We start from the raw sequence: 12899 nt of genomic DNA, 5'->3' as shown, positions 1-12899 counted from the left end.
CGTCGATATATTTCGAGTTGCGGTCGATATATTTAAAAAATCGCTGATATATTTTAAGGAGCAATCGATATAATTTCATATACTAACGTCCTATTATCTGAATTTCATCAACTATTAATCAGTTGCCATCCTATTTAAAAACGACTACAATTTTAATGTTATATATATGAACGAAAAAATAGAATAGGAGGGGAGACTATGCCAAGGAAAGTATGGCTATTAGTAGCTGGGATGATTATTAATGTCACGGGTGCTTCTTTTTTATGGCCTTTTAATACAATTTATTTGCATGATCATCTAGGGAAATCTTTATCTGTGGCCGGAATGGTATTAATGATTAACTCACTTACTGGTGTAATCGGAAACTTGCTCGGCGGTGTTTTATTTGATAAATGGGGCGGTTATAAATCAACTTTAGTAGGGATTGTTATTACACTCGTATCGATTTTAGGTCTTGTGTTCTTCCATGGATGGCCGTTATATGTCGTGTGGCTAGCGTTAATCGGCTTTGGCTCTGGAATGGTCTTCCCATCGATGTATGCGATGGTTGGTACGGTTTGGCCAGAAGGCGGAAGACGAGCGTTTAATGCGATGTATGTTGGACAAAACGTTGGTATTGCAATCGGAACAGCGTGTGGTGGTTTAGTTGCGTCTTATCGTTTTGATTATATTTTCTTAGCGAACTTTATTTTATACTTTGTTTTCTTCTTAATTGCTTTTATTGGATTCCGTGGTATGGAAGACAAAAAAGAGCCAGGAGTGCAAAAGGAAATCGAAACGAAAAAAGGTTGGTCACTTACACCAGGCTTCAAAGCACTTCTTATTGTATGTGTAGCATATGCTTTATGCTGGGTTACATACGTACAGTGGCAAGGAGCGATTGCAACACATATGCAGGAATTAAATATTAGCCTTCGTCACTATAGTTTATTATGGACGATAAACGGAGCGATGATTGTTTGTGCGCAGCCTCTTGTGAGTATGCTAATTCGCTGGATGAAGCGTTCTTTAAAACAACAAATTATGATTGGAATCGTCATTTTTGCGGCGTCATTCATTGTGTTAAGTCAAGCGCAGCAATTTACGATGTTCCTCGTTGCGATGGTGACATTAACGATTGGTGAATTATTCGTATGGCCGGCAGTTCCGACCATTGCAAATATACTTGCACCGAAAGATAAATTAGGGTTTTATCAAGGTGTTGTAAATAGCGCGGCGACTGTAGGTAAAATGTTCGGACCGGTCGTTGGTGGGGCAATTGTTGATTTATACAATATGGAAGTATTGTTTATAGCGATCATGGTAATGCTTGTAGTAGCGCTTATTGCAACGAGCATTTATGATAAACGAGTAAAAGTAGAAGAAACAGTTGAAGAAAAAATTGCAGTTTAGTTTGACGGAACATGTAACATGTTTTAGAATATATTTAATTAACTCATACTTGTAATAACAGTGAGAAGGAGTAGTAGTAATAGAAGCTGGTTTAGAGAGTTGACGGTCGGTGCAAGTCAATCCACGTTTCGTTATGAACTCGCCTTTGAGTTGCAGTTGTGAAACTAATAGTAGCAATTGCCGTTAATCCACGTTACGGATCTAAGCGAATGTATATTTTTACATTAATTTAGGGTGGTACCGCGGGAATCTATAACCTCTCGTCCCTTTCTAGGGATGAGAGGTTTTTTGTATTTTGGGCGGTGAAAATAAATAAAATTTCAAGGAGGGTATCTCATGAGCTTTAATCATCAAGAAATTGAGAAGAAGTGGCAAGGGTACTGGGAAGAGAATAAAACATTCCGTACGCCAGATGAGACAGAAAAACCAAAATTTTATGCACTAGATATGTTCCCATATCCATCAGGTGCAGGCTTACACGTAGGACATCCAGAAGGTTATACAGCGACAGATATTTTATCTCGTATGAAGCGTATGCAAGGGTATAACGTTCTTCACCCAATGGGATGGGATGCATTCGGTCTTCCAGCAGAGCAATATGCACTTGATACTGGAAACAGCCCGGCAGAATTTACAGAGCTTAATATTAATACGTTCCGTAATCAAATTAAATCATTAGGTTTCTCTTACGATTGGGACCGTGAAGTAAATACAACAGATCCAAACTACTACAAGTGGACACAATGGATCTTCTTAAAACTATTTGAAAAAGGCTTAGCTTACGTTGATGAAGTACCTGTAAACTGGTGCCCAGCACTTGGTACAGTACTTGCAAACGAAGAAATAATTGACGGTAAGAGCGAGCGCGGTGGACATCCAGTTGAGCGTCGTCCGATGAGACAGTGGATGTTAAAAATTACAGCTTACGGAGATCGTCTATTAGAAGATCTAGATGAGCTTGATTGGCCAGAAAGCTTAAAAGACATGCAACGTAACTGGATCGGTCGTTCTGAGGGTGCAGAAGTACACTTCAACATCGATGGTACAGATGAGAAATTCACAGTTTTCACAACGCGTCCTGATACACTATTTGGCGCAAGCTACTGTGTACTTGCTCCAGAGCATGCACTTGTTGCTGACATTACAACAGCAGAGCAAAAAGAAGCTGTAGAAGCTTACATTAATTCTGTAAAAATGAAGAGTGACCTAGAGCGTACAGAACTTGCGAAAGAGAAAACAGGTGTATTCACTGGTGCTTATGCAGTTAACCCAGTAAATGGTGAGAAATTACCAATCTGGATCGCTGACTATGTTCTTGCAACTTACGGAACAGGTGCTGTAATGGCAGTTCCAGCTCATGATGAGCGTGATTATGAATTCGCATCAACGTTCAACCTTCCGATGAAGGAAGTTGTAAAAGGTGGAGACATTTCGAAAGAAGCATATACAGGTGATGGCGCTCACGTAAACTCAGCATTCCTTGACGGGTTAAATAAAGAAGAAGCAATTGTAAAAATGATTGAATGGCTTGAAGTAACAAGCGCAGGAAATCAAAAAGTAACGTACCGTCTACGTGACTGGTTATTTAGTCGTCAACGTTACTGGGGCGAGCCAATTCCAGTAATCCATTGGGAAGATGGTACAATGACAGCTGTGAAAGAAGAAGAATTACCACTAGTTCTTCCGAAAACAGAAAACATCCGTCCATCTGGTACAGGTGAATCACCACTTGCAAACATTGACGAGTGGGTAAATGTTGTTGATCCTGAAACTGGTAAAAAAGGTCGTCGTGAAACAAACACAATGCCACAATGGGCTGGTAGCTGCTGGTACTACCTACGTTACATCGATCCAAACAACAGCGAAGCACTTGTAGATCCTGAAAAAGTAAAACAATGGCTTCCAGTTGATATTTATATCGGTGGTGCAGAGCATGCTGTACTTCACTTACTATATGCTCGTTTCTGGCATAAAGTATTATACGATATCGGTGTGGTTCCAACGAAAGAGCCATTCCAACAATTATTCAACCAAGGTATGATCTTAGGTGAAAACAACGAGAAAATGAGTAAATCAAAAGGTAACGTTGTAAACCCTGATGATATCGTAGCAAGCCATGGTGCAGATACACTTCGTCTATACGAAATGTTCATGGGACCATTAGATGCTTCAATCGCTTGGTCTGAAAATGGTCTTGACGGAGCTCGTCGTTTCTTAGATCGCGTATGGCGTCTATTCGTTCAAGATAACGGTGAATTAAGTGAGAAAATTACTGATGCACCAAACAAAGAGCTTGAAAAAGCTTACCACCAAACAGTGAAGAAAGTAACAGAAGACTATGCAGAGCTTCGCTTCAACACAGCAATTTCTCAAATGATGGTATTCATCAACGATGCATACAAAGCTGAGACACTTCCGAAAGAATATGTAGAAGGTTTCGTAAAAATGATTGCACCAGTTGCACCTCATATCGGGGAAGAACTATGGAGCAAACTTGGATACAATGAAACAATCACATATGCAAGCTGGCCAACATTTGATGAGTCTAAACTTGTAGAAGACGAAGTAGAAATCGTTGTTCAAATTATGGGTAAAGTTCGTGCGAAATTAACAATGAACAAAGACGCATCAAAAGAAGAAATGGAACAACTTGCACTTGAGGCAATTAAAGAACAAATCGAAGGGAAAACAGTTCGTAAGGTAATTGTAGTTCCTGGAAAGCTTGTTAACGTTGTTGCAAACTAATTAATTTTAAATAAAAGCTCAGAGCGTTTATGCTCTGAGCTTTTTTGTGTAGAAAATAAACTCTGGATCACCTTCATCTAAGTTTTCGATCATTCCACTACGTATAAATCCGTTCGCTTGAAAAACTTTTTGCATATTTTCATTAGATTTGTTCGTTGATGAAAATATTTTTTGAGTAGGAGAATGGCTTAACATATATGAGATTAATGAGCTTGCATGACCTTTTCTTCTTTTAGTTGGCGAAACAATTATTAATGAGAGGAAAGTATAACCAAAAAAATTTGTATCGTATGTTAGAAAACCGGAAATGGAATTGCCCTCTTTTACAATTATGCATTGTCCTTCATTAATAGTGTGTTTAATATAATTTCTTCTACTATCGTCTCCGATTATTTCGATATCTATATGTACGATTGAGTCTAAATCGTTGATTGAAGCTTTTGTTACGTTCTCCAATGGAAATGCCCCCTTTTTTTTATAAGGAAAGAATAATCAGTCAATTAATCCTATCATGAATGAAGAGCGAAGAAAAAGGTGCGGAATTCCTATACAGACAAACACCTATTCTTCTATAGGAAATATGATAAAAAAGGTAGGCTAAATTGAGTAGAAGAGGTGAAAGGAATGAAAGGGATGGATAATAATGCACCGCATGGCTTCTTCGGAGGCGAATCGGACAGTTATGCACAAATGATGTTAATGGGTGGAGCAGGGCAACAAGGATACGGTGGAATGCCGAGCTGGATGGGTGGAGCAGCTGGAGGAATTCCAGCATCAATGGCTGGAATGCCAACTGGAATGCCAACATTAACAGGAGGAATGCCGGCATCAATGGCTGGAATGCCAACTGGAATGCCAACATTAACAGGAGGAATGCCGGCATCAGTGGCTGGTATGCAAACAGGAATGCCAACATTAACAGGAGGATTTCCGACATCAGTGGCTGGAGCGCAAACAGGAATCCCGACATTAGTAGGAGGTACACAAGGAGGAGTGCCTGTAGGTATGCCAACTACATTTCCATCTTTCGTTGGAGGCGTACAAACAGGATCCCCTGTACCGGGAGTAGGTGTTGTGGCAGGAGGAGTAGGTGGTTATCCGCAAGCTGTTCATGACCATCATGTACATCATGTACACCATGGTCATCACGGTCAACAACATCATCAAGGCCATCATGTTCATCACGGTCAACAACATCATCAAGGCCACCATGGTCATCACGGCCAACATCAGCACCACGGTCACCATGGCCATCATCAACAACAAGTACATCACCACGGACACCACCAAATGCATCCGCAGGCTGTCCATTATCAAACTCATCAAGCTCATCATCATGGTCACCACGGTCAACATCATCACCATGGTCAACATCACCACCACGGCCAACAGCAACACCACGGCCAACATCAGCAACAAGTACATCACCAAGGCCATCACCAAGTTCATCCACAGGCTGTCCATTATCAAACTCACCAAGTTCAACACCACGGCCAGCATCAACACCACGGCCAGCATCAACATCACGGCCAGCATCAACACCACGGCCAGCATCAACACCACGGTCAACAGCAACACCACGGTCAACAGCAACACCAGCAACAACAATATCAGCAGCAACAACAGCCTTGGACCGGTGGAGTTGGAACGGGAGCGGGAGCAGCAGGACGCGCGGATCATTAATGAATTGCGTGAAAAATATATCGGTGAAAAAAGACATAATAAAAAACTGCTAGGAGATCCTAGCAGTTTTTTTCCGCCTCTTGACGCTGGCGTTCGATTTCAGCACGAAGTTGTGGTTCCGGTGCTTGCCATCCTTCTGGTTTTAAAATTTTGCCATCGCCTTCGCGGAATCGAGGCTTTCCATCAGGGAATAGTTTTGCCATGTTGGCATTGTTTACAATTTCAAATCCTTTATCTGGACGTACGCCCATTTCTGCAAACGTTCCGAATGCAAAGTAAATAAGGTCAATAAGTGCATCGTATTGATCTTCGACAGTTGTTGCTTCTAGAAATTCTTCTAACTCTTCTTGCATAAAGCTAGCACGGATTTTTGCACGCTCTTCTGTTAATTTTGTTGGAGTACTTGTCACAGGATGTCCGAATACTTCATGCATTTTCGCAACAAGTTCGTATCCTTTATCTAAACCTTTTTCGTTTGTCATGTTGTTTCATCCTTTCTTACGTTATGCCGAAGTTTATTGTAACATAAGGTAGTTATTAAATAAAAAGAACATCTTATGAGAAATAAGATGTTCGCTCGTTATTCTTCTTTTTTTATTAAAATGGATAAAATAAGATCGATACTAAATATTCCGATGAGTAGCATCGGTATAATGACAAGTAAATAACGTGTGAAAGAAACATTTTTTAAGTATGTATGAGCAAATAAAAAGACGCCGAGAAATAAAATACCGTTTAAAATAGGTTTTACTAATTTTTTAGACATAAGCTCCCCCGTGAATATCTTTTCTCTCTATATTTGGTAATAAAAAACTCCTCTCTCCGTTGTATCATGCCGGAGAGAGGAGTTCAATCATTATCATTCAATTACACCAGAATTTGTAATGTTGACAGTGTATTTCACTTTAATTGGAACATCTTTATACATTCTTCGCCACTCTTCTAATTTGAATGAGCGATAATGTTCTTTGTATTTTGCACCAAGGCCGAGTGGATCCACATTTAAAGATTTAAACTGTTTAATTAGTTTATTAGCTGTTGCATCTAATTGTTTTTTGACTGATTTTTCTATTTTTTGTGTATTCTTTTTATTTTCTAAGTTGAATGGTTTAGATAGTTCTTGAATACGCGCTTCTAGTTTGACGTGTATAAAAAATGATGGTTTCCCGTTTTTTATATTTATTTGGTAAGTTGGGACGGACCGAATGTTATTAATGATTGTGTATCCGGAGTTTGCTTTAAATTCATGTGAATCTAATCGGTGTTTTTCCAATAAGTCTTTAAAGACAAACATATCATGATAACTAATTTTACCAACATATTTGTCTCTTTTTAAAAGTCCGATACCAGTAATTCTTATTTTATCTTTATCTTTTTTGAGGATTGGTAAATAGGAATCTTGCCCCTCACGATAATATCGATAGGCTCCTAAATGTAGATTGTCAGTAGGTAAAGGGCCTGTTTGCATATTATGTTCTAACATTTTCTTTATATAAATGGCAACGTTAGATGATGTTGTATATTTACCTTTTAGTAAGTCCATCCCAGTTCCTTCTAATATACCGACATACATTGAGTTCCCGATGTTCACATCACGAATTAATGTGTCAAAGGAAGTTGATAACCCTTTTTTAGCAATTCTTGTAGTAAATAAAGCAACACGCATTTGTCCACTTGCAAACGGTTGAGAGGATTCTAAAGAAGTATCCGCTTTTACTTGTTTTACTGCGTTTCCTACTCCTTCGAAGACTTGAACTTTATTACCTTTTTTCTGTATAGGACAAACGAATGTGACTTTTACTTTATTATCTTTTGCTGTATCAAAAACAGTCCCTTGAATGAGATTTACATCATCAATAATATTCTTTTGTAAGCAACCAGTTAGACTAAGGACGCTGATACAAGAAAGAAGCATTAAGTTTCTTTTGATTTTTTCCATTTTCTTTTCACCCACACAATAATAAATAAGATTGGGATGTATATGTATATAAGCCAAAAACTAACCTTTGATGCGTTACTAGTAAAATCATTAATATCATGTCTGTTCGTTAAAAGCTGTGAAACAATGAGGGTAATAAGCATGAAAGCAATTAAAACCCCTCTTTGTTTTACGCGAAATATTTCATGTGTTCCTCTCGTTGCTGCCCATAAAGGAAGGATGGAACTCGTAATAATTACGAGTATATAAGCTGAAATAGCAAGATATTCTAGCCTTTCTATGAATGGTAATTGGATTACCTGAGTCATGGAAAGTTGTGACCATATTGTTTTTGACAATTGTTTTTCACTAAAAAACGCAAAGGCTAAGAGGGTACTAAATAAATATAGAAGATTTGAAAACAGTGCTCCGAATTGAGCGAATTTATGAGATTTCTTAGGGTTTTTCACAAATGGGTAAATCATGAGATAAATCTCAAACCCTGTCATGGTATATACTGAAAGACGAGCCGCTTTTACAATATCTGAAAAAGAATGTGTGAACACAGGTAGTAAATTCGTCCAATGTGAGTATTTCAAAACGAAAAGGCTAAGAAATAGGTATCCGAGTGTACCACCAATAGAGATGACACAAATGCCAGTAATTACGCGAAAACCAGAAGAAATAATGTAATAGCTAACTAGGCATAAAAAGAGTGTTAACATAAAAGTTGAAGCGGTAGGAAACATCCATACTTGAATAATTTCAACGTATGTTCGAATGACTGAAATACTAACAGTTAAAAAATAGGCTATAAAGATGAGATTAACACCGTTTCCGAGCCATTTTCCAAACGTTTGTCGTTGTAAATCAATTAAATTCCCGTTTGTTTCTTTTAATAAGAAATACATCATCCATATAAGAATATGGATACAGATTCCTGTGATTACAACCCCCATCCAGCCGTCGTATCCAGCGGCTTTTGCAATAATTCGAGCGAATCCAAGAACGCCAGCACCGAACTGTGCACTGTGAATTAAGAAGAAAACAAAGACAGGAGATATTTGATATTTTTCTTGAACTTTACTCATCAAATGCACCTCATTCCTTAATCATCAAAGTCCGATCTATGTTTTGTTGAAATCCCTTTTGCTGATTTTTTTACATGTTGTGGCCTTGCTTGAACATCTCGTGTATCAATCATTGTCAATGGAAAACGAATCCAAGAATCTTTAAAGGATTGTTGCCTAGTTGGATAAAACAGTGCGTACGGCTTACGTAAAGAAGTAAGCCTAAACAGATGGGTAAATAACAAGAGAAACCCAAGAGATATACCAAATAGACCACCTATTTCTGCAAATGCGAGAAATGGGAAACGTAGTAAACGAACGGCGTTACCCATTTTATAAATGGGCGTAATAAAGGAAGCTAACGCTGATAAGGCAACAATAATTAATAAAATATTACTCGTTAAACCAGCTTGTACAGATGCTTGCCCGATTACGATACCACCTACAATACCAAGTGTTTGACCAACTTTCATTGGTAATCTGGCACCGGCCTCTCTTAATAAGTCGATAGCGAGTTCTAAAAAGAGTGCTTCGATTAAGGGTGGAAATGGCACTTGTGCTCTTGATAAAATCAATGTTTCAAGTAAGTCACTTGGAATTAATTCATAATGATAATTCAAAATTGCAACGTATAACGGTGTGGCACAAATTGAGAATAGAACGGCGATAAGGCGTAAAATCCTTGAAAATGTCGCGTATAGCCAAGATACGTTATAGTCTTCAGGTGAAACGAAAAAATCGAAATATGATACAGGTGTTAATAAGACACTTGGAGAACCATCAACGAAAATAGCAATTTTCCCATCAATAAGTGCTTTTGTGACTCTATCAGTGCGTTCTGTATTTATATAGAGAGGGAAAATTGACTTTTCACCCATTAATTCTTGTATATAAGCACTATCGTTAATTTGGTCATATTCAAGAGCGCGTAAGGATTCTTCTAGAAAATCTACATTATCTTTTTCAGCAAGGTTTTCTAAATACATCATGACAACCTTTGTTTTTGAAAACTCTCCGATAATCATCTCTTTTGTTTGTAAATCTAAAACTGGAAGACGCTTTCGTACTAAATTAATGTTTGTATCAATATCCTCTACGAAACCTTCTTGAGGACCAATAACAGTCGATTCATTTAAAGGAGGAGTTGGCGCACGATAATTATCAATTGCAATGTTTGCAAGCATACATTTTTGATCTTGCTGGTTCAATTGAATAATCGCATGTCCCTTTAAAACCATATCCTCAATTTTTTGTAAGTCGTTCGTAATTGTAATACCACTCATCGGAATATGTTCTTTTAATTCTTCTAATGAAGTACAAGGTCGTTCTAACAGAGTAGGCATTAAATATTTTTGTAATTTCTCCCCATCAAGTGAAGGACGATAGTAAGAAATCCAATAAGGCATCGTTTCATCGTCAGATGTATGGTAATTAATAAAGTCACTAGACTTTTTTAGCTTCTCTATTAAATCTTGCAGAGAATGAATATGGTCTTGTTTTGGTTTGCTAAAGTCATAAATACTGTTGTTTCCAGCATTTTGCTGTTTGTGTTGAGAAGAGTCGCCTTGTTTAGTATCTTGCTGTTTGTGTTGAGAAGAGTCGCCTTGTTTAGTATCTTGCTGTCTATTTTGAGAAGACTTGTTTTGCTTAGTATCCTGCTGTTTATTTTGAGAAGGATCGTTTTGTTTAGTATCTTGCTGTTTATTTTGAGAAGAGTCGTTTTGTTTAGTATCCTGTTGTTTGTTTTGAGAAGGCTCGTTTTGTTTAGTATCCTGTTGCTTGTGTTGAGAAGGATGGTCTTGTTTAGTATCCTGTTGTTTATTTTGAGAAGGATCGTTTTGCTTAGTATCCTGCTGTTTATTTTGAGAAGACCCGTTTTGTTTAGTATCCGGCTGTTTATTTTGAGAAGACCCGTTTTGTTTAGTATCCGGCTGTTTATTTTGAAAAGACCCGTTTTGTTTAGTATCCGGCTGTTTATTTTGAGAAGACCCGTTTTGTTTAGTATCCTGCTGTTTATTTTGAGAAGACCCGTTTTGTTTAGTATCCTGCTGTTTATTTTGAGAAGAGTCGTTTTGTTTAGTATCCTGCTGTTTGTTCTGAGAAGAGTCGCCTTGTTTAGCATCTTGTTGTTTATTCTGAGAAGAATGGCCTTGTTTAGAACCTTGTTGTTTGCTTTGAGAAGAATGGCCTTGTTTAGAACCTTGTTGTTTGCTTTGAGAAGAATCCTGTTGCTTAGAAGGTTCCTCAATTTGTTCCGTCTTTTTTTGCTGGCTATTCTTATCTTTGCTATGTTTCATGCTTCTAGTCTGCTTTGTGTTAGTGTTCTCTTGATCGTTAGGTTGTTGTTTCGAGTCATCTGTCTCTTTTGTATCTGCTGTATTTGAGTTTTTTTTCTTACGTAACCAATTCCAAATCATATGTATGCCCTCTTTGATTTTGTAATATAGTGCTATTTTGTGGCTAATTTTGTATCTTATTCATTTATTTATGAAAAGCAGGAGGAGATTGGTTTGCGTAGAAAAAAACCTTTAATAAAGAAGTTCATAATATGACAGGAAGAAGGTGAGTCTGTGCAAATTGTAAAAAAGGAAAAGTTTGTTTTGAAAGAATTTACATTTGAAAATGGTAGGGAAATTCCTGTTCAAATGGGATATGAGACTTACGGTACTTTAAATAGAGAAAGGTCAAATGCGATTTTGGTTTGCCATTATTTTAGTGCAACAAGTCACGCAGCGGGAAAATATACAGAGCATGATGAAGAGTCTGGTTGGTGGGATGGATTAATTGGACCTGAGAAAGCAATTGATACAAATAAATATTTTGTAATATGTACTGATAACCTTTGCAATGTACAGGTGAAGAACCCGTATGTCATTACAACAGGACCAAAATCGATAGATCCGATGACGGGTTTTGAGTATGTGATGGATTTTCCGGTGTTTACGTTTTTAGATGTAGCGCGTATGCAATATGAACTAATAAAAGATATGGGTATTACTAGATTGTATGCTGTAATGGGGCCATCTGCAGGAGGAATGATTGCACAACAATGGGCTGTTCACTATCCTCATATGGTAGAGCGAATGATTGGAGTTATTACGAATCCTCAAAATCCAATTATAACGTCGGTAAATGTAGCGCAAAATGCGATTGAAGCAATTCAGTTAGATCCAAATTGGAAAGGCGGAAAGTATGGAGAGGAGCAGCCAATGAAGGGGCTTCATTTAGCGAATAGAATGATGTTTATTAATGCGTTTGATGAACAGTTTTATGAAACGGCATTTCCACGTAATAGTATAGAAATAGCACCTTATCAAAAATTTTCTACATTAACATCATTTGAGAAAGAAATAAATAAAGTAACATGCAAAAGTATAGATTTAGTAGATGCGAATTCATGGATGTACACTGCGAAAGCAGTCTTATTACATGATATTGCGCATGGATTTGCTTCTTTAGAAGAGGCTCTTTCTAACATAGAAGCGAATGTACTCATGATCCCGTGCAAACAAGATTTACTTCAGCCGACTCGTTCCAATTATAAAATGGTAGATATTTTGCAAACACAGGGGAAGTATGCAGAAGTGTATGAAATTGAAAGTATAAATGGGCATATGGCTGGGGTATTAGATATTCATTTGTTTGAAAAGAAAGTTTATGAGTTTTTAAATCGGAAAGTATCTAGTTTTGTGTAGGAAATACATGATGTGAAAAAGGTGCATTGTTTGTAGGAGGCACCTTTTTTTACATGATTTGTAGACGGAAAAGATATGTAGCAATTGATAAACCAAAGAAAGCTATACTAAGTAATAAAAATAAAAATGACATTTCTTGAGGGGATTTTATCTTTTTATTATTTTTCATACTAAGAGCAATAACTGCAGAAACTAAGAAAATGCTGCCCATAATGAAAAGAAAAAGTGTCATTTTAGTCGACTCCTTTCATCAAACAAGTATATTGAGGATACAATGCGCGAGTTATGTTTGTAAAGAATAAATTTTCCATTCTTTGCGTTCATTCCATTGCATGCTAAAATTGATGAGAGCTGTTTATTTAAAGAAGAAACTGAAAGTTTTATTGTATATAAGGA

Annotated in this window: 11 protein-coding genes and 1 other annotated feature; of the genes, 4 read left to right on the top strand and 7 right to left on the bottom strand. The window is 37.4% G+C overall.

Translation table 11 applies throughout. The features are described 5' to 3' along the window. The first annotated feature begins 198 nt into the window (after positions 1-198). Both ACTFQM_RS18550 and leuS read left to right on the top strand, forming a co-directional pair. The gene (locus ACTFQM_RS18550; RefSeq protein ID WP_025148914.1) at positions 199-1392 is read left to right on the top strand and encodes an MDR family MFS transporter; all 1194 of its coding nucleotides are present in this window, start codon (positions 199-201) and stop codon (positions 1390-1392) included. Positions 1393-1443: 51 nt separating this feature from the next. Continuing rightward, positions 1444-1663, top strand: a binding site (T-box leader). Positions 1664-1728: 65 nt separating this feature from the next. Then, on the top strand, positions 1729-4137 hold the full coding sequence (leuS, locus tag ACTFQM_RS18545; RefSeq protein WP_440035573.1) for a leucine--tRNA ligase: 2409 nt from the start codon (positions 1729-1731) through the stop codon (positions 4135-4137). A 27-nt stretch (positions 4138-4164) separates the two neighbouring features. Here leuS and ACTFQM_RS18540 read toward each other — a convergent pair whose 3' ends face one another. Further along, positions 4165-4593: a GNAT family N-acetyltransferase gene (locus tag ACTFQM_RS18540; RefSeq protein ID WP_440035572.1), complete on the bottom strand. Its 429-nt coding sequence runs from the start codon at positions 4591-4593 to the stop codon at positions 4165-4167. A 168-nt stretch (positions 4594-4761) separates the two neighbouring features. On the opposite strand from ACTFQM_RS18540, the gene ACTFQM_RS18535 reads away from it, so the two are divergent. Next, a complete protein-coding gene (locus ACTFQM_RS18535; RefSeq protein ID WP_440035569.1) occupies positions 4762-5820 on the top strand; it encodes a VrrB protein in 1059 nt (352 codons plus the stop codon). 59 nt (positions 5821-5879) lie between these two features. On the opposite strand, the gene ACTFQM_RS18530 is transcribed toward ACTFQM_RS18535, so the two are convergent. From ACTFQM_RS18530 to ACTFQM_RS18510, 5 genes are all read right to left on the bottom strand, one after another. Next, positions 5880-6302, bottom strand: a complete 423-nt coding sequence (locus tag ACTFQM_RS18530) for a hypothetical protein (protein ID WP_002173857.1) — start codon at positions 6300-6302, stop codon at positions 5880-5882. Positions 6303-6400: 98 nt separating this feature from the next. After that, positions 6401-6586 carry a hypothetical protein gene (locus tag ACTFQM_RS18525; protein WP_002173856.1) on the bottom strand — a complete coding sequence of 62 codons (186 nt, stop codon included), beginning with the start codon at positions 6584-6586 and terminating at the stop codon, positions 6401-6403. A gap of 93 nt (positions 6587-6679) precedes the next feature. Next, a complete protein-coding gene (locus ACTFQM_RS18520; RefSeq protein ID WP_440035566.1) occupies positions 6680-7759 on the bottom strand; it encodes a Ger(x)C family spore germination protein in 1080 nt (359 codons plus the stop codon). Then, positions 7735-8829: a spore germination protein gene (locus tag ACTFQM_RS18515; protein WP_440035564.1), complete on the bottom strand. Its 1095-nt coding sequence runs from the start codon at positions 8827-8829 to the stop codon at positions 7735-7737. The genes ACTFQM_RS18520 and ACTFQM_RS18515 overlap by 25 nt, the downstream gene beginning before the upstream one ends. 17 nt (positions 8830-8846) lie before the next feature. Further along, entirely contained in the window at positions 8847-11225 is a 2379-nt protein-coding gene (locus ACTFQM_RS18510) for a spore germination protein (protein WP_440035562.1), read from the bottom strand. Positions 11226-11378: 153 nt separating this feature from the next. On the opposite strand from ACTFQM_RS18510, the gene ACTFQM_RS18505 reads away from it, so the two are divergent. After that, positions 11379-12503 carry an alpha/beta fold hydrolase gene (locus ACTFQM_RS18505; protein WP_440035560.1) on the top strand — a complete coding sequence of 375 codons (1125 nt, stop codon included), beginning with the start codon at positions 11379-11381 and terminating at the stop codon, positions 12501-12503. Between the two features lie 49 nt (positions 12504-12552). On the opposite strand, the gene ACTFQM_RS18500 is transcribed toward ACTFQM_RS18505, so the two are convergent. After that, positions 12553-12735 carry a hypothetical protein gene (locus ACTFQM_RS18500; protein WP_098308088.1) on the bottom strand — a complete coding sequence of 61 codons (183 nt, stop codon included), beginning with the start codon at positions 12733-12735 and terminating at the stop codon, positions 12553-12555. Positions 12736-12899 lie beyond the last annotated feature (164 nt).

Source organism: Bacillus cereus group sp. MYBK30-2 (assembly GCF_051915945.1).
Taxonomy (GTDB): domain Bacteria; phylum Bacillota; class Bacilli; order Bacillales; family Bacillaceae_G; genus Bacillus_A; species Bacillus_A paramycoides.
This window is presented reverse-complemented; position numbering and strand designations above follow the sequence as displayed.